Raw genomic sequence first — 24,979 nt, 5'->3', positions numbered from 1 at the left:
AACGTGGTGAAAGGTGGGAAGGTGGGGTGGTCTAAGGTAGGTCAAGGGCAATCGCGTTGCTCACTCACCCCCTCCCCGGCCCTCCCCCCTCAAGGGAGAGGGAGCAAACAGCCCCAGATTCAGTTCTTGCCCTTCGCCTTCGCCCCTTGCGGGACTCGCAGAGCTGCGCAGCAGAGAGGGGTGAGGGGGCAATTCAGCAGCGAAACCGCCCCAACACCTTAGACCCTTAGACCCTTAGACTTTTAGACCCTTAGACCACGCCCCACCCCCACCGACATGCCATTCTTTCGGGCATGACCACTGCACCAAACGGCCATTCTTCGCCCGATATTGCCGAACCATATATCCGACTGGCTCACGGCATAGATGCCCACCTAGAAGGCTTTGTGGACGGCTACGGTGGCCCGCCGGAGTGGGCTGACCGGACTTGGCGCGAGCCTGCCACCCTGCACGCCCAAGCCGAGGCGCTGCTGGACGCGGTGAATGGGGTAGAAGACACGGCCCGGCGCACCTTCCTCACTGTGCAGGCGCGGGCCATGCACACCTTGACCGGAATGCTGACGGGCCAGCAGTTGCCCTACGCCGAGGAAGTGCGCGGCCTGTTCGACATTGACCCCGTGCGGTCAGAATTCAGCGTGCTAGACGAAGCTTTAGCGGCGTTGAGTGCGGCTCTTCCCGGCAGCGGCAGCCTGCTTCAGCGTGAAGAGGCGCTACGGGCGCGGGTGGCTCTGCCCAAGTCCGAGATTGTGCGGGTGGCCGCGCCTATTCTGGAGACTTTGCGTGAGCGTACCTGGCAGCGTTTTGGTCTGCCGGACGGCGAAAACTTTTCGGTGGAGTTGGTCAGCGATAAGCCTTGGGGCGGATACAACTGGCCGCTGGGGAATCTTCAGAGCCGCATCGACATCAACACCGATTTGCCCGTGCTGCTGCCCACCTTGCCCGATTTGCTGGCGCATGAGGGCTACCCCGGCCACCACACCGAACACGCCACCAAAGAGGCCAAACTGGTGCGTGGGCGCGGCTGGCAGGAACACGGGATTCAGTTGATCAATGCACCCGAATGCGTGGTCAGCGAAGGCATTGCCGTGAATGCCCGCGCCGCGCTGATGTCGCGTGAAGAGCAGGATGTGTGGCTGGCGGGCGAACTGGCTGCATTGGCGGGCCTAGATCCCGACGACGTTCGCGCCTTCCAGCACGCCGAGCTGGCCCGCGAGCACTTGAAGGGCGTTCCCGGCACGGCGGCCCTGATGCTGCACGCCGACGGTGTGCCCGAAGCCGAGGTGCTGGATTTCCTGATGCAGTACAGCGTGGCCCCGATTGAACGCGCACGCCAAAGCCTGCGTTTCATCTCGCAGCCTAGCTTTCGGGCTTACATCTTCACCTACAGCGTGGGCGGCGCACTGGTAGAAGGCTGGATGGAGCGGCACGGCGCGGCAGGATTTGCCCGCCTGCTGAGCGAACCGCTGACGCCGGGGCAACTGCGGGCAGAAACAGCTTAGAACTGGTGGTCGTTCAAGGCTGCCCTCGCCGCCCAATACCCCCCCATGCCGTGAATGCCGCCGCCGGGGGGCGTGGCGCTGCTGCACAAATACACGCGCGGATCGGGTGTGCGGTACGGCGTGGGCGTGGGCAGGGGCCGGGCCAGTAAGCCCCATAAATCGCCTTTGCCACCATTCACGTCGCCGCCCTCGAACACCGGACTCAGTGCCTGAAGCTGGCGGGCGTTGGTCAGGGTACGCCCCAAGATCAGATCACGGAAACCGGGGGCGGCACGTTCGATTTGCGCCTCTATCGTGTCGGCGTAGGAGTCGGGCGTATTCGGCGGCACATGAGCGTATGCCCAGAAGGTGTGCTGGCCTGCCGGAGCGCGAGACGGGTCAAACAAAGTGTGCTGCGCGGCGAGCACGTAAGGGCGTTCCGGCAAACCACCGCGTGACACGGTGGCTTCGGCCTGTGCAATGGCTTCCAACGTGCCGCCCAGATGCAGCGTGCCTGCCCGCCGCAACGCTGGGTCAAGCCAAGGCACCGGCCCCGACAAGGCATAATCCAGTTTCAGAATGCCGCTGCCGTAGCGGTAGCGCCCCAACCAGCGGCGGTAGGCGGGCGTGGCGGCGTCGCCCAGCAAGTCCAGCAGCACACGCGGGCTGGAATCCACCAGCACCACGCGGGCGGGGGGAAGGTCTTTCAGGCTCTCCACGTTCACGCCCGTTTGCACGTCGCCGCCCAGAAACCGCAGGTAGGCCACCAGCGCATTCGTCAGACTCTGTGCGCCGCCGCGTGGAAACGGCCAATTCACCGCGTGGGCCAGCGTGCCCAGCATCAGCGCCGCCGCTCCAGTGCCGGGAACCGACAGCGGCAACGTGCCGTGTGCGGCCAGCCCAGCCCATGCCGCACGCGCTTCAGGAGTCTTGAGAAGTCGTGCGCCCAACACGGCAGGCGGCACGCCTCGCAGCCCAAAGCGGGCCAGCGTCAGCGGGTGCTTGGGGAGCCGGGGCAAGGGTCGCAGCACGTCATCCAGCATGCCTTCCCAACCCGCCAGCATCGGCCCAAACAGCGTGCGCCAGCCCCGCCCCCCCGCGCCCAAGCTCTCGGCGGTGGCGTCCAAACTCTGCTCGATCACCACGCCGCGTCCGTCTTCCATCACATGTCCAAATGGTGCAGGCGGCGTCACCCAGTCCAGCCCGAAGGCGTGCAGCGGCCAGTCCCGAAACGCGGGCGAGGCCAGTCCCAGCGGATGAATAGCGCTGCCGACATCGTGCGTAAACCCCGGCAGGGTCAGCGCCGCGCTGCTGAGGCCACCGCCGGGTTGGGCATTGCGCTCCAGCACCAGCACCCGCAAGCCTGCCCGCGCCAGCGTGACTGCCCCAGCCAGTCCATTCGGCCCAGACCCGATCACGATGGCGTCCCATTCGGCAGATTTGGGGGCGGCGTTAGGGGTGGGGGACATGGGGAGAGTGTAGAGGGTGGGGGAGTGGATGGAGGCTGAGGTGGTGCGGGCTGGGTTTAAGGAGGGGCAATCGCTTTGCTCACTCACCCCCTCCCCAGCCCTCCCCCCTCAAGGTGGAGGGAGTCAAAAGCCCACGATTCTTGCTCTTGCCGTTGTCCCTCCACCCTTGCGGGGGAGGGGCGCTGCAAGGCAGCGGGGTGGGGGGGCCACCCAGTAGCCGCCCCCGCCCCACCACCTTAGACCCTAGACCTTTAGACCCTTAGACCAAGCCCCCTCCCCCTCAGACTGCATCCATGCCCCCGCTCCAGCACCCCGCCTCACCCCACCGGGCGCTACACTCCTTCCCGTATGGCCCCACGAGTATGCCGCTAGAGATTGGCGCAACCATCGCCGCCCGCTACACCCTGCGTGCCCTGTTGGGCGAAGGCGGCAGCGCCCGTGTGTTCCGCGCCCACGACGCCCTGCTAGACCGGGAAGTGGCCGTGAAGCTGATGCACGCGCATGTGCCGGACTCTGACCGGGCGCGGTTCCTGCGTGAAGTCCGCACTTTGGCCCGCCTGACGCATCCCGGCGTGGTGCCTGTGCTGGATTTGGGCGAGGAAGATTCTGGCCGCCCCTTTTTTACTATGCCGCTGTTTACGGGTGGGCAGATTACGGCGCTGGGGCCGCTGGAAGACGCGCCCGGCCCGCTGGCCCGCTTTCTCACGGCGGCGGCCTTCGCTTCCCGCGCCCTGCATTTCGTGCATTCTCAGGGCATCGTGCACCGTGACCTCACGCCCGGAAACATCTTGCTGGACGGGGCTGGACTGCCGCGCATCATGGATTTCGGGCTGGTCACGCTGACCGAACAGACCCGGCACCTGACCCGCAGCGGCGTCACGCTGGGCACGCCCGCTTACATGGCCCCCGAGCAGGCCAAAGGCGTGGGCGTGGAACCCCGCAGCGATTTGTACGCGCTGGGCGCGGTGCTGTACCGGGTGGCGTGCGGCAGTCCGCCTTTTATTGGCGATTCCGACCAGAGCGTGATGTTTCAGCACGTCTATGAAACGCCCAAAGACCCGCGTGAACTGAATCCTGCCGTGCCAGACGCCATTGCACGGGTTCTGATAGCTCTGCTGTCCAAGCGCCCCGAACACCGCCCCGAAAGTGGCGAGGCGTTGGCGCACCTGTGGGCGTTGGCTCGCCGCGACGTGTGGACGGCCCATGCGCGGGGCCAGTACCGGGGAGGCCGCGCCCGCACCGGAGAACACCCCGACGGCCCCGCCCGCGTCGCCAACCTGCGCGAAGCATGGAGTGTGGCCCTCCCCGGCGAGGTCACTTGGCCTGCCGCTGTAGTGGGCGAGGGCGACCTCGTGGCAGTCGGCACTCGCGGGGGCCAGTTGGTGCTGACGCATGCTTCCGGGCGGCCTTTTGCCACCTACGCCGCCCGCGACGAAGTGACCGCGCCTGCCACGTTTATTGGGCGGCATGTGCTGTACGGCGCGTGGGACGGCACCTTGCGCCGCGTGCAACTGTCGGACGGCGCAGAGGTCTGGAAGCATCAGGCCCGCGCCGAATTTACGGGCGCACCGACGCTGTGGGCAGACCGGGTGCTGGCCGCCAGCCGCGACGGGCATTTGCACGCCCTCGACGCCCGCACCGGAGAACTGGCGTGGGCCTACCGCGCGGGCGGGCCAGTGGCGGCCAGTCCGCTGGTGTGGGGCGGTGCGGCTCTCCTGTGCGATGAAAACGGATGGCTGCACGCCCTAGACGCCCGCACCGGAAGCCCCCTCTGGAAGGTAGAAGTGGGCACGGTTCACGGCACGCCCGCCCTGCTGCCCACCGCCCCCGGCGAGGCCACGCTGGTTGTCGCCACTTGGCCCGGAGAGATTCACGCCCTGCACCTGACCATTCGCGGCGGGCGGGCGGCACTGGGAAGCCCTGACCCCATTCTCTGGACATACGACCTAGAAGACGAAATCTGGGCCGCGCCCGCCATCGCCCGCTCATCGGTGGTGGCTGCGCCTGCCGATCTGACTCAAATTGCGGCCACGCCCACCGCTGGCCTCGTCACAGGCGGTATCGTCATTGCGGCGGGCTGGGGCGGTACGGTGCGTGCGCTGCGCCTCGCGGACGGCGAAGACGTATGGGCGCACACTTTAGAGGGCCGCGTCACCGCCAGCCCAGTCATCAGCGCGGGCTTGGTCTTTCTGGCCTCTGAACTGGGCGAACTCGTGGCGCTGGACGTGCGAACCGGAGAAGTCCGCTGGAGCCACCGCGAAACGACGGGTGTGCAGGCTACGCCACTGGCCGCCGACGGTACGCTGTACGTGGCTTTTATGAACGGGACGTTGCGGGCTTACCGGGGGGAGTAGGCGAGGGGGTCATGCCCTGACCATCCCCTGACATTCCAGTGACGCCCCGCTGACAGTTCACCTTCAGGCTGTCAGGCATGAAGAAGACTTTCTTGGGCCTCGCCCTTGTTGCAACCGCGTCGTTCGGCACCGCCTCCGCTCAGGGCAGCATCACGGGCGCGGGCGCGAGCTTCCCCTTCCCCCTGTACTCCAAGATGTTTGCCGAGTACAAGGAGAAGACTGGCGTCAGCGTGAACTACCAGTCCGTCGGCAGCGGCGCGGGCCAGAAGCAGATCATCGAGCGCACCGTGGACTTCGGGGCCAGCGACAACGCCATGACCGACGAAGCCATGAAAGACGCCCCCGCCAAGTTGCTGCAAATCCCCACCGCCATCGGCGCAGTGGTGCCCAGCTACAACCTGCCCGGCGTCACCACCCCCCTGAAATTCACCGGTAAAGTGCTGGCCGACATCTACCTCGGCAAGATCAAGACTTGGGGCGACAAAGCAATTGCTGCCCTGAACCCCGGCGTCACCATTCCCCCCTTGCCCATCACGGTGGCCCGCCGCAGCGACGGCTCCGGTACCACCTACGTCTTCGCCGATTATCTCGCCAAGGTCAGCAGCGAGTGGAAAAGCAAAGTGGGCGTGGGCAACAGCCTCCAGTGGCCTGTGGGCACGGGCGCACGCGGCAATGACGGCGTAGCCGGAGTCGTGAAGAGCACCCCCGGAGCCATCGGGTACGTCGAACTCGTGTACGCCAAGCAGAACAAACTGGCTTACGGCAGCGTTCAAAACCGTGCAGGCAAGTTCGTGGTGGCCGACAACGGCCCCGCCGCCGCCGCCGCACTGGGCGTCGTGATTCCCACCGATACCCGCGTCAGCATCACCAACAGCGCCAACGCCGAGGCCTACCCCATCGCCAGCTTCACCTACGTCATCTTCTATCAGGATCAGAAGTACGGCAACCGCACCGAAGCGCAGGGCAAGGCCCTCAAGAACCTGCTGAACTGGATGATCACCACCGGCCAGCAGTACAACGAGCCTCTGGACTACTCCAAGCTGCCCGCCAACGTGCTGAACAAGGCCAAAGCTTTGGTCAACTCGATCAACTACGGCGGCAAGAAGCTCTAAAAGCAGGAATTGGATTGGCGGGAGTGGGAAGGGCCGAGTGCCTGACGTCTTTCCGCCACCCATAGAAACGCTGTACAGTTCAGAGTTTTAGTCTATTTTGAACTTCCACGGGGCGGCCTCGCGTATGGGGCCGCCCGTTGCTGTGCCTGCACACCAGCGTCCTCCCTAGCCTTGTATGCCCAATTCTTCACGGCCTGACTTGTCCCTGACTTTAGGCGTGTGAACTGTTCTCATATGGAGCCTCTTCGTCTGGAACCAAGCTTGAATGCTGACCTGAATAGAGGGAACCGGACGTTTCTGCACTCCGGCCCGGAGGGGCCACACCGCCATGATTGAACCTGCCCGCCGTCCGCCTTCGCGTGGTGCTCTCTCCAGTCAGGGAGACCGCGTGTTTCAAATTCTGATTCTGGCCCTCGCCAGCGTCATCGTGCTGATTTTCGTGCTAAGCCTGTACCAGTTGGGCCGGGAATCCTTGCCCGCGCTGCAACGCTTCGGCTTCAGCTTCTTTACCGAGCGCACTTGGAACCCGGTGTCGGGCACGTATGGCGCGGCTACCATGATCGTCGGCACGCTCGTGACCAGCCTGATCGCCCTGCTGATCAGCGTGCCGTTGGCCGTTGCCAGCGCCCTGTTCGTGGCCGAGTACGCCCCCAAGTGGTTGGCGAATCCGGTAGGCTACCTCATCGAGTTGCTGGCTGCCGTGCCCAGCGTGGTGTACGGCCTGTGGGCTTTGTTCGTCATCGCACCCATTCTGGCCAAATGGCAAACCGCCTACTTCCTGAATCCCGACAACTTGGGCACTATTACCCGCTGTAGCGAACTGTGGGCCAACCAGCAGACCAACTTGCAGTGTTTCTTCGTCCCCAGCGGCGCGGGCGGGCGCGGCTTGGCGCTGGCCATCATCATCCTGACGGTCATGATTTTGCCCTACACGGCGTCGGTGGCCCGCGACGTCATTCGCCTTGTGCCTGCCGATCAGCGCGAGGCTATGTACGCCCTCGGCGCAACAAAATGGGAAGTCATCAGCCGCGCCATCTTGCCGTATGCCCGCGCCGGAATCTTGGGCGGCGTCATTCTGGCCCTAGGCCGTGCGTTGGGTGAAACGTTGGCCGTCGCGATGGTCATCGGAGACAGTCAGGAACTTCTGAAAAGCCTGTGGGGCAACGCCAGCACGATGGCTTCGGTCATCGCCAACCAATTCGGAGACGCGCAGGAGGCCATTCACCGCTCCAGCGTGGTCACCCTCGGCCTCAGCCTGTTTTTCCTCAGCGTCATTGTCAACTACATTGCCCGCCTGATCATCGCCCGCCTCACTCCCAAAGGCATTCAATGATGAGCACTGCACTGTCTGCTATGGCCCGTTCCAACGCCAAACTGTCTCCGGCCCGGCGCATCCAGAACACCCTGATGGGCGGCATTATTTTGCTCGCCACCATCGCCGTCGTCGCGCCCCTGATCCTGATTTTCCTGTACCTGCTGCGCGAAGGCGTGGGCGCACTGAACCTTGATTTCTTTACCAAAACCCCGGCCCCCGAGGGCGAAACGGGCGGCGGCTTGCTGAACGCCATCATGGGCAGCATCACGATGTTGGCGATGGCCAGCGTCATCGGCGTGCTGGTGGGTGTGGCAGGCGGCATCTTCCTTGCCGAGTACCCACGCCACCCCCTGATGCCCACCATCCGCATGATCAGTGACGTGCTGGCGGGCATCCCGGCCATCGTGATGGGCCTCGTGGCTTACGGCCTGATCGTGCTGGTCTTCGGCTTCAGTGGGTTGGCAGGTGCACTGGCCCTCGGCTTCCTGATGATTCCCATCGTCGTCCGTACCACCGAAGAAGTACTGAAACTCGTTCCCCTGACCGTGCGCGAAGCGGGGCTGGCGCTGGGGCTGCCGCAGTGGTTGGTCATCATGCGAATCGTGCTGCCTGCCGCACGCGGGGGCATCATCACGGGCGTCATGCTCGCACTGGCCCGCGTGGCCGGAGAAGCTGCGCCGCTGCTGTTCACGGCCTTCGGCAACCCCAACGTCAACTTTGACCCCAGCAAGCCCATGAGTGCGCTTCCCCTCGAAATTTACCGGGGAGCCACCAGCGCCTACGACGAGAACCAGCGCCTCGCCAAAGCCGGAGCTTTGCTGCTGATCCTGCTGATCTTCGCCACCAGCCTGCTGGCCCGCTACGCCACCCGCCAGCGCAAGTAAGGGGGAACGGGTTGTCTTTAGACCCTAGACCCTTAGACCTGCGCCCACAACCCACGATCCACCCCCCACTCCAAGGAGTCCCCATGACCGCTGCTGCCCCCATCCTCACCGCCCACGACGTCAATATTTTTTACGGCTCCAAGCAGGCCGTCAGAAACGTGCATCTGGAAGTCCAGCGCGGCTCCGTGAACGCCTTGATCGGCCCCAGCGGATGCGGCAAAACCACCTTCCTGCGGGCCATCAACCGCATGCACGACTTGACCCCCGGCGCACGTGTGACGGGCAAAATTATGTTGGACGGCGAAGATGTGTACGGCCCCAACGTAGATCCCGTGAACATGCGCCGCCGGGTGGGGATGGTCTTTCAAAAACCCAACCCATTCCCCACCATGAGCGTGTTCGACAACGTGGTCAGCGGCTTGAAGCTGGCCGGAATCCGCGACAGCAAGCGCCTGATGGAAGTGGCCGAACGCAGTTTGCGCGGCGCGGCCCTCTGGGAAGAAGTCAAAGACCGCCTGAAGACGCCCGCGACGGGGTTGTCGGGTGGGCAGCAGCAACGTCTGTGCATCGCGCGGGCGCTGGCCGTGGAACCCGAAATCCTATTGATGGACGAACCCACCAGCGCCCTCGACCCTGCCAGCACCGCCAAAATCGAAGACCTGATGAGCGATCTGAAGAAGGTCACGACCATCATCATCGTGACCCACAACATGCACCAGGCCGCCCGCGTGAGCGGTACCACCAGCTTTTTCCTGAACGGCGACCTCGTGGAACACGGCGTCACCGACCAGATTTTCACCAGCCCCCGCGACGAGCGCACCGAAGCCTACGTGACCGGGCGCTTCGGCTGATCGTCCATCCTCAGAACAGCTTCAGACCCCGCCCAGTGCAGATGCTCGGCGGGGTTTTCGCTGTTGTGCTGCCGTGTCCTGATAGGCTGGATGACCTGACCCGCACATCACAAGCCGCCACGATACTGCCCCCATGACGGCAGGGGCGGCGTGACAACCAAGATCGACGGTGGCAATACAGATGCAGGCAGGGAGAGCAGCGTACACATCACGGCCCGCTTTCTGAGAATGCTCAGTATCACGCTAGAACAGCTGGACGCCGTGCGCGACGCCAACAACCGGGCCGAATTCGCGGGCCTGACGTTGCGGGCGCAGAATCTGGAACGCGAAACCGACGCCCTAGAGCGCGAAATAGAGGACGCCTGCCTGCACGCCTTTTCGCTGGGCCTCTCGCCCGATGACCTCGCCTTTCACTTGCTGGTGTTCCGCAGCCTGACCAACTTGGAGCGCGTGGGCGACTACGCCTTCACGGTGGCGCGGGACTTGGAGGCCTTGGCCCCCCGCACCCGCAGCGCCACCCTGCAAGACGCCCTGCCGCTGGTGCGCCTGCTCTCGGAGATGGTAGAGCGGCTGGCCTTCGCCTTTGCCGAACGCGACGTGCCCGCCGCCCGCGAGGTGATGCGGCTGGATTTCGAGCAAGTGGACGCCTTGTACGAGCAGATGCAGCGGGCCAGCCTGACGCGCCTGCTGGAGCGCCCCGAAGATACCGAGGTGGCTCTGACCGCCGGACGCATGGCCCGCAATCTGGAACGCTTGGGCGACCATCTGGTGAACGTTGCAGAGCGGCTAGAAGCGCTGGTGCTGGGGCATTTTCCGGATATTGATAGGGCTGGGTAGCAGAGAGGCTTTGGGATATAGGCTGTGAATTGCAGGGGAGGAGAGCTATGTTTTTGCTCCCTCTCCCTTGAGGGGGGAGGGCTGGGGAGGGGGTGAGTGAGCGCAGCGATTGCCATTCCCGCCCGCCCCACCCACTCAATTCTTCATCCCACCTGAGATGGTTGTTTTACACTCTCCCACATGACCTCAACCCAACCCCCCGCAGCCCAGTTGGCGGCCCAGTTGCCCCGTTGGCGCACCGACGACCTGTACAGCGGCCTGACCGATCCCCGCTTTGCCACCGACCTGACCGAGTTGCGTGGGCAAGTGCAGGCGCTTGAAGCCCTCTTCGATTCAATCGGTGTCAGGAAGGGTGGCCCCGCCGCTACGCCGCAGACGCTGGAGCCTGTGCTGAACGGCATGAATGAGCTTTCGCTGCGGCTGACCAGTGTACGGGCCTTCATCACCGCGTTCGTGACCACCGACAGCCGCGACGCCGAGGCCCAGCGGGCACAGGGCGACCTGACCACGCTCACACTGCCGCTGGGGCCGATGCGTTCGCGCCTCACGGCTTGGCTGGGTGGGCAGGATGTGGAAGCTTTGCTGGCTGACTCCGAAGTGGCCCGCGCCCACGAACACCTGATTCGACGCGCTGTGGTGTACGCGCAGCACCAAATGTCGCCCGATGAGGAAGACTTGGCCGCCCGGTTGCGGCCCAGTGGCGCAGGCGGCTGGAGCAAATTGCACGGCAATGTGACCAGCACCCTGAAAGGTGACTTCCGGGGCCAGAAACTCCCCGTGACGGCCCTGCGAGCGCTCGCCACCGACCCCGACGCCAGCGTGCGCCAGGATGCCTACCACGCCGAAATTGCTGTGTGGCAGGATGCCGAAGTGGTGCTGGCCGCCGCCCTGAACGGGGTCAAGGGCGAGGAAGGCACGCTGGCCGCCCGCCGTGGCTTTGCCGACGCGGTGGCCCCCAGCCTGCTGACTCACGGTATAGATCGCCAAACGCTGGACGCCATGCAAGCCGCCGTGGTGCGCTCGTTTCCCGATCTCCGGCGCTACTTTGCGGCCAAAGCGCGGGGCATGGGCAAACCCAAACTGGACTGGTGGGACTTGTTCGCCCCCGCCGGACGCAGCGAAACCGAGTGGACGTATGGCGCGGGCAAGGCCTTCGTCGAAACCCAATTCCGGGCCTTTTCGGGCAAATTGGGAGACTACGCGGCCCGCGCCTTCGAGGGCGACTGGATCGACGCTGGCCCCCGCGACGGCAAACGCGGCGGGGCATTTTGCATGGGCTGGCAAGGCGCAGACAGCCGCATCCTGATGAACCACGATCCCAGCCTCGACAGTGTGTCTACGCTGGCGCACGAGCTAGGGCACGGCTACCACAACATGCTGAAAGCGGGCCGCACGCCCCTGCAACGCGAAACGCCCATGACCTTGGCCGAAACCGCCAGCATCTTCTGCGAAACTATTATTCAGAATGCGGCGCTGGAGCAGGCGACGGGTGCCGAGCGGCTGTACGTGCTGGAAACCCAACTGTTGGGCCACGCGCAAGTCGTCGTAGACATCCATTCCCGTTTCCTGTTCGAGCGGGCCGTCTTCGAAAAGCGGGCCGAGCGCGACCTGACCCCGCAGGAGTTCAGCGACCTGATGGTGTGGGCGCAGCGCGAAACCTACGGCGACGCCCTCGCCACGCCGCACCCGTATATGTGGGCCGTCAAGCCGCACTATTACTCCCTGTCGTTTTACAACTACCCGTACACTTTTGGCCTGCTGTTCGGGCTGGGACTCTACGCCCAGTACGTGCAGGCGCGGGCGGGGGGGCAGGAAGCCGAGTTTCAGGCCCGCTACGACGAACTGCTCGCCAGCACAGGTCAGGCCGACGCCCGCGCCCTCGCCGCCGGATTCGGCATCGACCTGCACGCGCCAGAGTTCTGGGAAGGCAGCTTGGATGTGATTCGGGGCCAGATCGCGGCGTATGAAAGGGCTGTCAGCGAGCAGTAGAACAGGCGAAATAAAACGTGGATCGTAGATCGTGGTTTGGCTGTTCCCACGTTCTACGATCCACCCTCTACGCTCCCTACCTCACTTTCACATCCTGATCAAACCACGTCAGCACCCGCTCCTTGCCAAACGGCCACAGGCTCAGGCCTTCTAGCGTTACGGCGCTGTGGGCCAGACTCGCGGCCTCCTGCACAAATTCGGGCAGGGGGCCGTGATTTTTGGGTGTGGCGTTCCACGTGGGCGCGTCGTAAGGGAGGCCTGCCAATTCTGCGGCGCGTTCTATGCCGGTGTGCAAGTCGCCCAGCTCATCGATCAGGCCGTGTTCTAGGGCGTCCACTCCGCTCCAGATGCGGCCTCGGCCCAGTTCGTTCACGCGCTCCTTGGTCAGCTTGCGGCCTGCGGCCACCCGCGACACGAAGCGGTCATACACCTCGCCAATGCTGCGTTCGATCAGGGCGCGTTCGTCGTCGCTGTAGGGGCGCGAGGCCGAATACATCAGGGCGCGGTCATTGCCCACCCGCTCCGGGTTCAGGTTGTTGCGGGCGTTGAATTCCTTCAACACGGGCTTGCCGCTGACCACGCCGATGCTGCCGGTCAGGGTGTACGGCGAGGCCACGATGTGCTTGGCGTGCGTCGCCACGTAGTAGCCACCGCTGGCCGCGTACTCGTCCATGACCACCACCACAGGCTTTTCACTGGTCGCCACCTCGCGCCAGATCAGGTCAGAGGCGAGGGCCGAACCGCCGCCGCTGTTCACGTACAGCACGATGGCTTTGGTTTTGTCGTCTTGCTTGGCCCGCTTGAGGGCCGCCGTAACCGTATCCGACCCGGCCATCGGGCCGCCCAGCAAGGGCAGGGGTACGGGGTTGTTGCGGCTCTTGCCCGGAATAATCGTGCCGATCAGCGGAATAATGGCGATTCGGCCCGCTTTGGCGTTGCTGGGTTTTTTGGGCATAAACAAATCCAGCACAGCAGCCATCGGGCGGGTGCCGGGGCCGACCAGTTCATCTTCGTAGGCGATTCGGGTGATCAGGCCCGCGTCCAGCGCCCCCTGAGCCGAGGTCAAGTCGCCCGACAGCCAGCCCCGTGCCGTGTCTTCACTGACGCCCCGCGCCTCCGCCAAATCCCGCGCCCACGCGCCTTCCATCCCGTTGATGTACGCGCCTAACTGTTCGCGGTTGGCCTCGTCCATATGATCCTGAGAAAAGCGGGTTAGCGCGGCCTTGTACTCGCGGATTCGCAGGTTCTCGAACTCTATGCCGTGCTTTTTCAGAAAGGCCCCGAGGAAGGTGGATTCCACCGCGAAGCCGCCCAGCATCACGTCTGCCGATTCGGGCGCGGCGATTTCGGTCGCGCCGCTGGCCGCGATCAGGGCGGTCATGGTCAGTTGGGGCAGGTGGGCCACCACCCGTTTCTCCTGTGCCAGCCGTCCCAGAATGCCGCGCACCGCGTGGGCTGTGGCTGGGGCCGCCGCAAAGCCGCCAAAGCGCACCAACACGCCGTGCAGCCACTCTGCGCCGCACAGTTTTTCCACGCGGGCTTCCAGTGCTTCCAGCGTTTCGGCGCGGTTGAGCAGGGCGGCGATGGGGCTGGCAGGCTGCCGCGCCGGGTACGCGCCCTGCAAATCCAGCACCACCCAAGTCGGGTGGGTCACGCCGTTGGGCAGGCCAGAGTCGGATTTATTCAGAAACGGAAGATTCAGGGGGGCCATATCAGCAAAGTACGCGCCGAGCATGAGATGGGTTCCCGTTGGGGATGATGGACGAGAGTCTTAGGGTCAAGGGTCTGAGGGTCTAATACGAACTTAAAATGAGTCGAAGACGAATTTCGAGCGAAGCGAGTGGAAGAAAAGACGGGATGGCGGCGATGGACGACCCTATCGGTGCTTTTGCGGATGTTCGGGAATCAAAGCAATCCCGTATAAGGAAGGTCAAGTGCAACCCCCAACGTCATGTCAGCTAGGGCTTTCAGTTCTGCTGGCCCGCTTTTGCCCCAGCCTCTGGCCCATCGCTTCGGCCCGTGAGATCAGTACCTGAGCGGCGTCGGGCGGCAGGTGGGCTTCGGCGGCGGTGCGGAACAGGGCCAGCCAGCGGGCCAGATGCACCCCGCGCACTCCCAACGGCGCGTGAATGTGGTTCAAATTGCCGCGCCAGCGTTGGCTCCCCAGTTCAGTCCCGCCCCCCAGCATCGTGACCCAAAAGGCGGTCACGGCCTCTAGGTGCGCTTCCCAGTCGGACACGTGGGCGGCGAAGACTGGCCCAAGTACCCCATCCGCCCGTGCCTGTGCGTAAAAATCGGCCAGCAGGGGACGCAAAACTGCCTCGCCCCCAATACTTTCCAGTGGCGTGGCAGGCGTGTGGGGAGTGGGGACTTCAAGCAGATTCAGAAACTCCCGTTTCAGCGTATCGGGCAAGGTTTCCCCGGCCCAAGCGGTCACGGTTCCTGCTCGCCACAGCAGCGGCGCACCGCTCAGCCAGCGTTCGGCTTGGGCGTCGCGGGGCAAGACCGCCCATTCTTCCGCCGTGCTTTCCCCGCCTTCTGCGTTTGCCCCGGCCTGAATCGCTGCCCCCAGCACCCGGCCCGCCAGTGCTGCTCCCGTGCCCCACGCCAATACCGGTAATCCGCGCCGCACCGCGCCCGATACCAGTGTCAACACGGCCCAGCGATCCGGTCTGTTCTGCACGTCGCGCACGGGTTGTCCGTCGTGCGGTACCAACAGGCCCGCCGCGTGTGGCAGGGCGTCGGCGGTGGCAAGCTGCACCGTCCAACCGTCCCAGCCGCCAGCCAACATGTCCGGCAGGGGAGAGGTGGTCAGCAGCAGGCGAGAAGTCACGTGCACAGCATAAGCGCCTGCCTCAATAAGCGCCTGCCCCAGCAACAAAAAACCCGCCGGGGAGGACGGGTCAGGTGGGGCTGGTCTGTCTTCAGTTCAGCGTCTTGATATAAGCGTGAATATTGGCGATTTCCGCGTCGCTGAGCTGCTCGGGCGAGAAGCGGGGCATGGTGGCGGCCAGTTCACGGTCAGGGGTTTTGCCCTCACGCAGCGTCAGCTTGAACTGATCCAGCGTCCAGCTCTTGGGGCCGTCGGCGGTGTTCAGAGCCGCGCCGATGCCGCCGCCGCCCTCTGCACCGTGGCAGGCTCCGCAACTGCTCACAAATTTGGCTTGTCCTTCCTCTACATTGCCTGCCTCGGTGGTCACGGTTGCGCCCGTAGACGACATTTCGGCGGGTGGGCGGCCCGATTCGCTGCCCTCGTTGGCGGTGGTGTTTTCTCCGGCCTGCGCGCCCTCGGTGGTGGCTACGGTGGCGCTGTTGTTCTCGGTCACGCCGTTTTCCTGATTTCCTATGGCTGCGCCCTGGCTGCCCATGACTGCGCCGTTTGGCCCCGCCTGCTCACCGCCCGCATTGGGGGCTTTGGCATTGCCCTGCGCCTCGGCGGAGCCTGCCGCCCCGGTAGCCGTACTCGTGGCGCTCGGCGCTTCTTCGCTGGGCACCGACCCGGCGCGTTCTTCTTGGTCGCCCGTGCCGCCCTCGGCCTTGGATTCGGTGTGGTGGGGCGCGACAGCAATCTGGTACGCGGCATAAGAGCCGCCCAGCGTCAGGGCCAGCAGCAACGTCATGGTGACGGCGAACGTGTTCTTCATAGGCCCACCCTACCATACGGTCAGGGGGCGTTTGACTGTGCTGGGCAGCTTTCAGACCTCTGGGCGGGGCAGTCTTTCGGGTCGGTGAAGGGGCCGCCAGAGGGCGTGAGAATGGTGTGGCTGCTGAATGGCACGGCCCCCCAGAGTTGGGCCAAACGACACGGCAAACGCACACAGCCCGGTGAAGGGTTGCAGTCTGCAGATGCATGGAGCGTGCATCTCCCATGCTTTTTAATGCTCTAGGCTCCTTCCCATGAACGACGCACCAGACCAAGATTTCCCGGCGCAGACCACAGGTACACGGGGCACAGCCACACAGATCGCAGGCAGGGCGCGGGCCACCATTTTTGGCGAGCAGGAAGGCCGGATTTTAGACCGACTGGCCGCCCTCGACCCTGATCTGATGGCCTACATCCGGGATTTTGCCTACGACACCGTGTACGAGCGTCCGGGCCTTGACCTGAAAACGCGGGAACTGCTGGCCTGCACGCTGTTGGTGGGGTTGGGCAGCCCGCCGGAACTGCGAACCCATCTGCGCGGCGCACTCCGGGCCGGGGCCACCGAGACAGAACTGCGCGAAACGCTGCTGATGTGCGTGCCCTATCTGGGGTTTCCGCGTGTGGTGGCGGCCTTCGAGCAACTGCGCCTGTTGCTGGAAGCGGCCAAAAAAACGCCCCCCACCCAACAGGCAGGGGACGCTGAATAACCGTGCGTTAAAACAGGGCGCTGGGGCTAAAACTTAGTAAGTGACCTTCAGGCCGATGCGGGCCTTGAAGACCGTACCGGGGCGCACGAAACGGTTGTCGATGGCAGCGTAACCAGCGTCGTCAGTGGCAAACGAGTCGCTTGCGCCGTTGCTGTTGCTCACGCCGATGGTGCTCTTGAAGTACTGCTCGACGCCGAGGTCGCCCACGATGCTGAGGTTACCCGCGATAGCGTAGCTGGCCATCACACCCGCGCCGATGCCGAAGGACGAAGCGTTGTAGGTGGTGCTGCCCGATGCGCCGTAGTCTTCGGTGGCCTTGAACATGCCGTAGCGTCCGCCAGCGTACAGCGTGGCGTCGGCACCGGGGGCCAGTTCGCCCAAGCTGTAGGTGCCGTCCACACCGACAGTCACGTGGCTGCCGTTTTCGGTGGCTGCGCCCGATGCTTTGTAGGAACCGAACGTTCCCACACCGAGGTCACTGGAATCATTGATGGAATCGCTGGGGTTGGTGTAAGAGGCGCTGACCTTGACACCCACGGGGCCGAGCAGGTTGGGGCTGTGAACGAACACGCTGCCGCTGAGGCCGCCCGCGTACCCGCCCGTCAGGCCGAGTTCTACGCCGCTGAGGCTCTGTGCGCCCGCTGCGCCCGTCATCATGCCCGCTACCACTGCCGTCATCAGGATCTTCTTCATACCTGTAGACTCGCCCACCAAGATGAGCCGCCCTCATGAACGGTGTCACGGCGGCTTTAGAAACGAAACAGGTCACCGTCAGAAAAGAAACAGAATCCACAATGTGCGCTGACTCTAATCTGGGCGAGCGCCGTGCAGCACACGGCAAAGCTGGAGTAACTCCAGACCCGACGGGATGAAATCCCCACACTTGACGCCGCCTTTATGTCTGCTCAACAAATCCCCTCGGGACGGGACGGCTGGACTCAGGCCCACCCGAATTCCAACACTGTGCTGTGTGCCAAACCCCTAGACTGGGCCACTTTCCATGCGCCGCGTGCGTCTCCGCGCCCGATCTGGGCCATGAACGCGGCGTCGCGGGCGAGTGTGGTCAGCACCCAAAAGTCTCCCCACGCTTCTAGGCCCCATTGTTGGCGCATGGCTTTGGCCGCCGCCGCCCACACGGGCTCACTGAGGTGCTCCAGCGGCGCGATGTAATGCACTTCGCCGTCTGTGCCGGGGGTGCGGGCCACTTCGCGGCGGTACTCCTCGCGCTCGCGGCGGGGCATGTCGTCCCACGTTTCGGCGGCGCAGTAGCGGGCAGGCAGGGCGCTGAAGGTGTCGCGGCAACGGGTAGGGCGCACGTCGTAGCGTGAGCAACTGCCACTTTCGCGGTTCAGCAGGGGGCAATACCCCACTTCGCGGCGGTGGCGGTCTACGTAGGTGTCGTCGTCGGGGGCGCTGCGGGCATTGGCAAGCACAGCGCGGGCGTGGGCTTCCATGCGGGCGGCCTCGGTGTCGGTCAGGGCCTGCGCCGTGATCAAGGCTTCGGCCAGCGACACCCGGATCGGCATATTGCAGCAGCCGAAGCAACCCGCCCCGCAAAACACGCGCCCGCCCCGCTGTTCGTAGCCCTTCAGCCACGCGCCCGACTGCCGGGTATAGCGGGCATAACCGCGCTTCACGGCGTCTGTGACGGCAGCGTGAGGCAAAACGGAGGCAGAGGAGGGGGTGGAAAAGTGGCGCGTCATCGAGAGTAGCCTAGCGCGGGTATACTGCGGCTACCGTGTTCCGACGCCCACGCCAGCCGCAGACGCCCACCCCGGAACCCCGGAAGACTGGCCCCACGCCGTCTGCCGAGGCTCCAGACGCCACCCGCGTTCTCTCGGAGTTGCTGGCCCGCCCCAGCACCGAAGGCATTTTGGAAGGTGCTTTGGCCCACGCCGCGCTCCTGCTGGGCGGCCAAACCCACGGCTTCGCGGTGCTGAGGCGCGGCCAAGACCGGGTGGTGGCTGTGTTCGGCTATCCCAAAGCCCTGATCGGTACGGCCCTCAGCGGCCCTTGGGCCAGTATGCGTGCCCGCCTGTTGGCCGACGGATCGCGCGAACTGTACGAGATGAACCCGCCCGAACTGCACGCCATTTTGGACGATGCAGGCATGCGAGAAGTGCCCGTGACGCTGGTGATTCCCCTGAGTGACCGGGGCCGCAACCTAGGGGCGCTGGTGCTAGACCGCGTGGTGGCCGATCCGATTTCGCCCACGCAGATGGAAACGGTGTCGCGCTGGGCCACCGCCGTAGGGCCGCTGCTGGGCATTCTGGATTCCCGCGACGACTGGCGGCACGCGGCGCGGCAAATTACGACGGCGCTGGTAGAAGCCGTGGAAAGCCGGGAATTCGACGCGTTGGGCCACGCACAGGCCGTAGCCGACGTGAGCCTGAAATTGGGCCGCGCTGTGGGGCTGGCCGAGCGTGAACTGGAAGAACTCTGGTACGCCGCTACCCTGCACGATCTGGGCAAGATTCACGGCGAACAGGGCCACGCGATGGTGGGGGCCAATTTCCTTCATGGCGTGCCGCACTTGGCCGAGGCGCAGAAGGCCATTCGGCACCACCACGAGCGCTGGGACGGGCAAGGCGACCCCGACAAACTGACGGGCGAGGACATTCCGCTCTACGCCCGAATTTTGGCCGTTGCCAACGCTTATGTGCGTGTGGGCGACATAGAGCGCCTGCGCGGTCAAGCCGGAAAAGGGCTGGACGCCCGCCTGCTGACGGTGCTGGAGAAGCTGCCGCAGTGAAGACGGGTATCAGTTTCAACGCTCTAAGGTTCAACCTGAAATCCGGCCTGAGTCCAGTCTTTCAAAGCTTTCTGCATTTTCCGGAAGCTTGGATTCTGCGCCCAGCACGCCTTTCCCACTCACCACTGACCACTCACCACTTGCTGGGCCTGACCCCATGACCCTGCGTCCCAATCCCAACGCCGAGGAAGGCAGCGAGGCCACCAGCCACCGCTTTCCGGTGCTGGAAGCCCGTTTTGGCCGTCTGACCCCGATGGACGCCGGAATGCAGAGCCGCGTGTACAGTACCCCGGACGGCACGACGGTGGTGAAGGTGTACCGCAACCATCAGGGCGAACACCGTCTAGAAGCGGACAACATGCGCCGCGCCGATATGGGTGCGTGGGTATTAGACGCCGTGGAAGCCGACGGCGTGGAGGCCTTGATTATGCGGCGATTCGCGGGGCGGCCCCTCACGGCTGCCGACGTGCCCCGCGCCCTGCCCCGCCTGCGCGAAATTATCGGGGCGCTGCATAGGGAACGCGCCGGACGGGTAGACCTGCGCCGCGTGCGCGAACGCCTGCGCCGCTTCCGCAGTGCGCTGGCCGCTTATCCGCTGGACGACCTGTTCGACGCCGTAGAAATTCCGCTGGAAGCTGGGCTGCTGGATCAACCGGCTGCCTTTTGCCATCTGGACATGTGGCACGACAACATTTTGATTGGGTCTGGCTTAGCTGGAACAGACCAACCGGAAGTCTTGGTCATCGACTGGACGAAGGCAGGCTGGGACGATCCCCTGCGCGATCTGGCGTTGCTGAAGACAGGCACGCTGGATTTGCTGCCGCCCGATGAAAGTCTGGACGCTGCCCTGACCTTTTTGCCCGATCACGCGCCCGCCACCCTGACCCGCTACCGCGCCTACCTTGCCATGACCACGCTGCACGACTTGTACTGGTTTCTGATGAACGAGCCGTATGAATTCGAGGGCCAGCGGGATCAGAAATTACCCAGAGCGCGGCATGTGCTGGGGCGGTTGCCGGGTTTGTAGGGGCGGGGTTCGCAATTACGATGGAAGGTGAACCCCCCCGTTGCTGGCGCAACGCCCCCCCTTAGAGGGGAGGACAGAACAGCTTTTACGCTCCCCTTTGAGGGGGGCTGGCTGCGCAGCAGACTGGGGGGTTTTGTCGCCAATGCCGCCCCATCCACCCTGTCGGGACACCCCGTTCCTGATACAGCCCTTGTCAGTCACTTCAGACTGCGGGCTCTGCTAAACTTGAACCCAGTCTAATTTGTCATGATGTAGCCTCTTCTTCAGAGTCCGAACCCCGCTGCACCCGGCAGCACCCCTCCCACAACATCCATCCAAGTGCATCCATACAGGAGAACCGATGAATATTCTGACCCTTGTCCGGCAAGTTCCGGATGCCGAAGCCCGCGTCAAAGTCTCTGGCAGCGCGGTAGACCTCGAAGGCGCGACGCTCGTCATTGACGGCATGGACGAGTACGGCGTGGAAGAAGCCCTGCGCCTGCGCGAAGGCGGCGCGAATATCGAGACGATTACGGCGCTCGCCATTGGCCCCAAGCGCAACGAGGACGCCCTGCGGACGGCGCTGGCGATGGGTGTAGACCGCGCCATTCACGTGGAAACCGACGAGAAACTGGACGCCGTGGCCCTCAGCCGGGTGGTGGCCCAGATCGCGCAGGCCGAGAATGCAACCCTGATCTTGGTGGGCGGGCAGGAAGCCGACTGGGATTCTCAGGCGTTGGGGGCGGCCACCGCCGAACGCCTCGGCTGGCCCCAACTGACGTGGACGAACGAGCTGAAGATTGAGGGCGAGAGCATCAGTGGGCGGCACGATGTAGACGACGGGAACGAGAGTTTCAGCGCCCCGTTGCCCGCCGTAGTCACCACGCAGCAAGGCCTGAACGAGCCGCGTTATCCCACGCTGCCCAACATCATGAAGGCCAAGCGCAAGGAACTGCGGAAAGACACGCTGGACACCTACGGCGCGGCCAATACGGTGCGTGTGGTGAACGCCGAAATTCAGACCCGCGCCCGTATGAACCGTGTGATAGACGGCAAAGACCCGCAGGCCGCCGCCGAGCAACTGCTGGACTTGCTCCGGAACGAAGCCAAGGTTCTGGCTTAAGGGAGATTGACCATGAAACTGATCGTTGCTGAACATGCAGGCGGCAAGCTGACCAAAGCCACGCTGGAAATGGTGGCTGCTGCCCAGAATGCGGGCGGAGAAGGCCCCGTGACGCTGCTGGTGCTGGGGCAAAATGTGGCTGCTGTTGCCACCGAAGCTGCCCAGTACGCCGAGCAGGTCTTGGTAGGAGACAGCGCCGCACTGGCCGTCTACAACCCCGAAGTGTGGGCCGCCGCCGCCGCGCAGATCGCGCAGGAAGGGGAAGCCAGTTTGGTGCTCATCGGCGGAAGCCGCAGTGGGCGCGAATATGCCCCCCGTGTGGCCGTCAAACTGGACGCACCATATCTGGAAGACGCCACCAGCCTCAGCGTAAATGGCGATACCGTGCAGGCGCAACGCTACACCTACCTGGCCCGCGTCACCGAAACGGTTGAGGCCAGTGCGCCCACCGTGATCGTGACCGTAAAGCCCGGATCGTTTGCGCCCGCCGCCCCTGTTGCCGCCGCTGGTGAGCAGTACGATGTGGAACTGGAATTGCCCGCCGCCCGTACCCAGATCACGGGCCGCAGCGTGGAAAAAACCAGCCGTGTGGCCCTCACCGAAGCCGACGTGATCGTGACGGGCGGGCGCGGCGTGGGCAGCCCCGACAATTTTGCCACCTACGTAGAAGGCCTCGCAGACCGCATCGGCGCAGGCGTAGGCGCGACCCGTGCAGTAGTAGACGCGGGCTGGCGGCCCTACGCCGAACAGGTGGGCCAAACCGGGAAAACCGTGCAGCCCAAGGCTTATATCGCGTTGGGCGTCAGCGGCGCGGTGCAGCATCTCAGCGGCATGGGCAAAAGCAAGTTCATCGTGGCCATCAACAAGGACGCCGAAGCCCCGATTTTCAAGGTGGCCGATTACGGCATCGTGGGCGACGTGAACCAGATCGTGCCCGCACTGATTGAGGCTGCCAAGAAGTAAATATCTAAAGCTGAAGCGCCGCCTGTCCTGATGGGGATGGGCGGCGTTTTTGGTTGCTCCGGGCTGGCTTTTGCCCTTGCCTTTCCTTAGACCCTAGACTTTTAGACCCTTAGACGATTCCTATTGCGGGGTTGCATCCCCCTGACAACTTTGTGGGTAGACTGGGCAGGCCATTCCAATTCGCCCCGGCCTTCGCTGGCCGCCCCCGCACCGCACAAGGAGTTTTATGCTGCCTTCCAAGCTGATGCCGTTTGCCGTCGCCGCCCTCACCCTCACTTTGGCCGCCTGTACGCAGGCCACCACGCCTGCCAGCCTAACCGACTATGCCAGCCGCCCAGAGTTGCAGGACGCCGAAAGCCAAGCGATTTTGGCCCGCTACGGCAACGATCCCGGCCTGATCGACGCGCTTCAGCAAGCTTACGGCGAGAAGCCTGCGCAACTGAGTTTGCCCGCCGTACCCGCCCTGACCGGACTTGACCTTGCCAGTGATCGCCTCGCCTACATCAAGCGCACGGGCTGGGGCAGCGTAGGCAATTACAACGCGCAGTACGCGGCCTATGCCTTCAGCGGACAGCCTTACACGGGCCTCGATTGGGGCCGCGACGGCTGCTCTGCGCCCGATGGCCTCGGCCTCGGCTACCGCGAGGATTTCCGGCCCGCCTGCAATGTCCACGACTTTGCCTACCGCAACCTCAAGGTGTACCAGCGCACTTCGGCCAATCGCCTGACCAGCGACGAGGTGTTTCAGACGAACATGAACACCATCTGCGCGGCCAAGAGCTGGTACAAGCGCCCCGCGTGCTACTCGGCGGCCTATGCCTACTATCAGGGCGTGCGAGTAGGGGGCGACAGCAGCTTTTAGAGCAGTTCTCCAAATTACGCCACCGAAAAAAGAGACTTTGGGTGGCTCCATTCTCCGTCCTGCTCGGTAAAATTCACTCGCTTCGCTCGGTCATTATTATGGCAAATGCTATAAAATCGCAGTTCATCGCAAGATGAACCGAGCGGAGCGAAAGGCGAAGGAAGGACAGCGCCGCGAGAATGGAGAGATTCCGGTGCTGTTCTGGAAACTCGGAATGTCAGCGCTGATGTCCTGAGAGTCTGTGTAGGACGTGGGAAGTGGCTGTAGGAAGGGCGCAAAAGCCCACAACCTACCTCCCACTTCCCACAACCCATTCTGTGCGGCGCTATCGTATCGGCATGGTCACAGTCGTTTCTCATCCGCTGGTGCAGCACAAACTTTCTCTGATGCGCGACGTGCAGACGGGCGTCAAGGAATTTCGGGAATTGGCTGCCGAACTGAGTTTGCTGCTGGCCTATGAAGCCATGCGCGACCTAGAAACCGTGCCCACGCGCCTGCACACGCCTATAGAAGAGGGCGAATTCCCAATGCTGAGCGGCAAAAAGCTGGCCTTGGTGGCTATTTTGCGGGCGGGGCTGGTCATGACCGACGCGATTGTGCAGCTCGTGCCCGCCGCCAAAGTAGGGCATATCGGCCTCTACCGCGATCCCGCCACGCTGCAACCAGTGGCCTACTACAACAAACTCCCCACTGACATTGCCGAACGCCGGGTCTTCCTCACCGATCCGATGCTGGCAACCGGCGGCAGTGCCAGCGCCGCCATCGGGTTCCTGAAGGAAGCGGGGGCGCAGACCATCAAGCTGATGTGCATTCTGGCCGCGCCGGAAGGCATCGCGGTCATTCAGCGTGACCACCCGGAAGTAGAGATCGTGGTGGCCGCCATCGACCCGCGCCTGAACGATCACGGTTACATCGTGCCGGGGCTGGGCGACGCTGGAGACCGGATTTACGGGACGAAATAAGCCGCGTGGCCCGCACTGTCAACCCGATTCAAGACCGGGCGCGGCGTGCTGCGCTGGAAAAAGCCGCGTATCTGGCGATTTATGAGCGCGGCTACGCGGGCGTCACGCTGGCCGACATCGCCGCCCATGCAGGCGTGAGCCGGGGCACGCTCGTCTACCACTTCGGCAGCCGCGCCGGACTGTTGGCCGCCGTGATGAAGCGGTTTACCCGCACGATCGGCGTCGCCACCCGGCGTGCCCTGCGCCAAGCCCAAACGCCTGAAGCCAAGCTGACCGCCTTCGTGGAAAACCAGTTTTACGGCGTGCAGAACACCCGGCGCTTCTACACCGTGTCGCTGGACTTTCTGGCGGCGGCTACCCGCGACCCGGCACTCATGGCGGTACAGCGGGATTCCCTGCAAGACACGTTGACGCTGGATTTGGAACTGGCGCGACTGGCCGGAGAAGGGGGTGCAGAGCGCCGGGCGCGGCAATTGCGGGCGCTCATCGATGGCCTGAGCGTGCGCTTTCTGGCCGATCCTGACCCCGATTTGCAGGCCTACCGGGACGACTGTCTGGCCGGACTGCGGGCCATTCTGGGCGGCGAGAGTCAACCACTTCCCTGACCGCCGCTTCAAACCCAGCCGCCTGCTGCTCTAGCTAGCAAAAAAGACCCGACACCTAGGCCGGGCC

22 protein-coding genes are annotated in these 24,979 nt (G+C 64.1%); 16 read left to right on the top strand and 6 right to left on the bottom strand.

Going from position 1 to position 24,979, the window contains the following annotated elements; all coding sequences use genetic code 11:
* The first annotated feature begins 293 nt into the window (after nucleotides 1–293).
* A complete protein-coding gene (locus tag SU48_RS10370; protein WP_064015194.1) occupies nucleotides 294–1,499 on the top strand; it encodes a hypothetical protein in 1,206 nt (401 codons plus the stop codon).
* On the opposite strand, the gene SU48_RS10365 is transcribed toward SU48_RS10370, so the two are convergent.
* Nucleotides 1,496–2,947: a phytoene desaturase family protein gene (locus tag SU48_RS10365; protein ID WP_064015193.1), complete on the bottom strand. Its 1,452-nt coding sequence runs from the start codon at nucleotides 2,945–2,947 to the stop codon at nucleotides 1,496–1,498. The genes SU48_RS10370 and SU48_RS10365 overlap by 4 nt on opposite strands.
* A 362-nt stretch (nucleotides 2,948–3,309) precedes the next feature.
* Between SU48_RS10365 and SU48_RS10360 the strand changes: the two genes are divergently transcribed.
* The 7 genes from SU48_RS10360 (at nucleotide 3,310) to SU48_RS10330 (ending at nucleotide 12,289) form a co-directional block, all read left to right on the top strand.
* Nucleotides 3,310–5,301, top strand: coding sequence for a serine/threonine-protein kinase (locus SU48_RS10360; RefSeq protein WP_064015192.1), 1,992 nt, complete (start codon nucleotides 3,310–3,312; stop codon nucleotides 5,299–5,301).
* 77 nt (nucleotides 5,302–5,378) lie between these two features.
* Complete coding sequence (gene pstS / locus SU48_RS10355) at nucleotides 5,379–6,413, top strand: phosphate ABC transporter substrate-binding protein PstS (RefSeq protein ID WP_064015191.1); 1,035 nt, start codon at nucleotides 5,379–5,381, stop codon at nucleotides 6,411–6,413.
* Between the two features lie 328 nt (nucleotides 6,414–6,741).
* Nucleotides 6,742–7,746 carry a phosphate ABC transporter permease subunit PstC gene (gene pstC, locus SU48_RS10350; RefSeq protein ID WP_064015190.1) on the top strand — a complete coding sequence of 335 codons (1,005 nt, stop codon included), beginning with the start codon at nucleotides 6,742–6,744 and terminating at the stop codon, nucleotides 7,744–7,746.
* Between the two features lie 20 nt (nucleotides 7,747–7,766).
* On the top strand, nucleotides 7,767–8,612 hold the full coding sequence (pstA, locus tag SU48_RS10345; protein WP_157451146.1) for a phosphate ABC transporter permease PstA: 846 nt from the start codon (nucleotides 7,767–7,769) through the stop codon (nucleotides 8,610–8,612).
* 83 nt (nucleotides 8,613–8,695) lie between these two features.
* Nucleotides 8,696–9,463, top strand: a complete 768-nt coding sequence (gene pstB, locus SU48_RS10340; RefSeq protein WP_064015188.1) for a phosphate ABC transporter ATP-binding protein PstB — start codon at nucleotides 8,696–8,698, stop codon at nucleotides 9,461–9,463.
* Between the two features lie 228 nt (nucleotides 9,464–9,691).
* A complete protein-coding gene (locus SU48_RS10335; RefSeq protein WP_064015991.1) occupies nucleotides 9,692–10,300 on the top strand; it encodes a phosphate signaling complex PhoU family protein in 609 nt (202 codons plus the stop codon).
* Between the two features lie 180 nt (nucleotides 10,301–10,480).
* Nucleotides 10,481–12,289: a M3 family oligoendopeptidase gene (locus SU48_RS10330; protein ID WP_064015187.1), complete on the top strand. Its 1,809-nt coding sequence runs from the start codon at nucleotides 10,481–10,483 to the stop codon at nucleotides 12,287–12,289.
* 76 nt (nucleotides 12,290–12,365) lie between these two features.
* Here SU48_RS10330 and SU48_RS10325 read toward each other — a convergent pair whose 3' ends face one another.
* The 3 genes from SU48_RS10325 to SU48_RS10315 all read right to left on the bottom strand — a co-directional run bounded on the left by SU48_RS10325 (nucleotide 12,366) and on the right by SU48_RS10315 (nucleotide 15,933).
* Nucleotides 12,366–14,000, bottom strand: coding sequence for a S49 family peptidase (locus SU48_RS10325; RefSeq protein ID WP_064015990.1), 1,635 nt, complete (start codon nucleotides 13,998–14,000; stop codon nucleotides 12,366–12,368).
* Between the two features lie 243 nt (nucleotides 14,001–14,243).
* Nucleotides 14,244–15,122, bottom strand: coding sequence for a group III truncated hemoglobin (locus SU48_RS10320; RefSeq protein WP_064015186.1), 879 nt, complete (start codon nucleotides 15,120–15,122; stop codon nucleotides 14,244–14,246).
* A gap of 91 nt (nucleotides 15,123–15,213) precedes the next feature.
* Nucleotides 15,214–15,933: a c-type cytochrome gene (locus SU48_RS10315; RefSeq protein WP_064015185.1), complete on the bottom strand. Its 720-nt coding sequence runs from the start codon at nucleotides 15,931–15,933 to the stop codon at nucleotides 15,214–15,216.
* A 253-nt stretch (nucleotides 15,934–16,186) separates the two neighbouring features.
* On the opposite strand from SU48_RS10315, the gene SU48_RS10310 reads away from it, so the two are divergent.
* Nucleotides 16,187–16,639: a carboxymuconolactone decarboxylase family protein gene (locus SU48_RS10310; protein ID WP_231881598.1), complete on the top strand. Its 453-nt coding sequence runs from the start codon at nucleotides 16,187–16,189 to the stop codon at nucleotides 16,637–16,639.
* A 33-nt stretch (nucleotides 16,640–16,672) separates the two neighbouring features.
* Here the strand turns inward: SU48_RS10310 and SU48_RS10305 are convergent, their stop codons facing one another.
* The gene (locus tag SU48_RS10305) at nucleotides 16,673–17,332 is read right to left on the bottom strand and encodes a hypothetical protein (protein WP_064015184.1); all 660 of its coding nucleotides are present in this window, start codon (nucleotides 17,330–17,332) and stop codon (nucleotides 16,673–16,675) included.
* Nucleotides 17,333–17,577: 245 nt separating this feature from the next.
* Nucleotides 17,578–18,342, bottom strand: coding sequence for a YkgJ family cysteine cluster protein (locus SU48_RS10300; RefSeq protein WP_064015183.1), 765 nt, complete (start codon nucleotides 18,340–18,342; stop codon nucleotides 17,578–17,580).
* A 35-nt stretch (nucleotides 18,343–18,377) separates the two neighbouring features.
* Between SU48_RS10300 and SU48_RS10295 the strand changes: the two genes are divergently transcribed.
* From SU48_RS10295 to SU48_RS10265, 7 genes are all read left to right on the top strand, one after another.
* On the top strand, nucleotides 18,378–19,391 hold the full coding sequence (locus SU48_RS10295) for an HD-GYP domain-containing protein (protein WP_064015182.1): 1,014 nt from the start codon (nucleotides 18,378–18,380) through the stop codon (nucleotides 19,389–19,391).
* 157 nt (nucleotides 19,392–19,548) lie between these two features.
* On the top strand, nucleotides 19,549–20,418 hold the full coding sequence (locus SU48_RS10290) for a phosphotransferase (RefSeq protein WP_064015181.1): 870 nt from the start codon (nucleotides 19,549–19,551) through the stop codon (nucleotides 20,416–20,418).
* Between the two features lie 340 nt (nucleotides 20,419–20,758).
* A complete protein-coding gene (locus SU48_RS10285; protein WP_064015180.1) occupies nucleotides 20,759–21,520 on the top strand; it encodes an electron transfer flavoprotein subunit beta/FixA family protein in 762 nt (253 codons plus the stop codon).
* A 12-nt stretch (nucleotides 21,521–21,532) separates the two neighbouring features.
* Nucleotides 21,533–22,483 (top strand): electron transfer flavoprotein subunit alpha/FixB family protein, encoded by a 951-nt coding sequence (locus SU48_RS10280; protein WP_064015179.1) that lies wholly within the window; start codon nucleotides 21,533–21,535, stop codon nucleotides 22,481–22,483.
* A 226-nt stretch (nucleotides 22,484–22,709) separates the two neighbouring features.
* Nucleotides 22,710–23,345, top strand: a complete 636-nt coding sequence (locus tag SU48_RS10275; RefSeq protein ID WP_064015178.1) for a phospholipase A2 — start codon at nucleotides 22,710–22,712, stop codon at nucleotides 23,343–23,345.
* Nucleotides 23,346–23,683: 338 nt separating this feature from the next.
* The gene (gene upp, locus SU48_RS10270) at nucleotides 23,684–24,307 is read left to right on the top strand and encodes a uracil phosphoribosyltransferase (protein ID WP_064015177.1); all 624 of its coding nucleotides are present in this window, start codon (nucleotides 23,684–23,686) and stop codon (nucleotides 24,305–24,307) included.
* Nucleotides 24,308–24,312: 5 nt separating this feature from the next.
* Entirely contained in the window at nucleotides 24,313–24,912 is a 600-nt protein-coding gene (locus SU48_RS10265; RefSeq protein ID WP_064015176.1) for a TetR family transcriptional regulator C-terminal domain-containing protein, read from the top strand.
* The last annotated feature ends 67 nt before the right edge of the window (nucleotides 24,913–24,979 follow it).

It is taken from the genome of Deinococcus puniceus (assembly GCF_001644565.1).
GTDB classification, from domain to species: domain Bacteria; phylum Deinococcota; class Deinococci; order Deinococcales; family Deinococcaceae; genus Deinococcus; species Deinococcus puniceus.
This window is presented reverse-complemented; position numbering and strand designations above follow the sequence as displayed.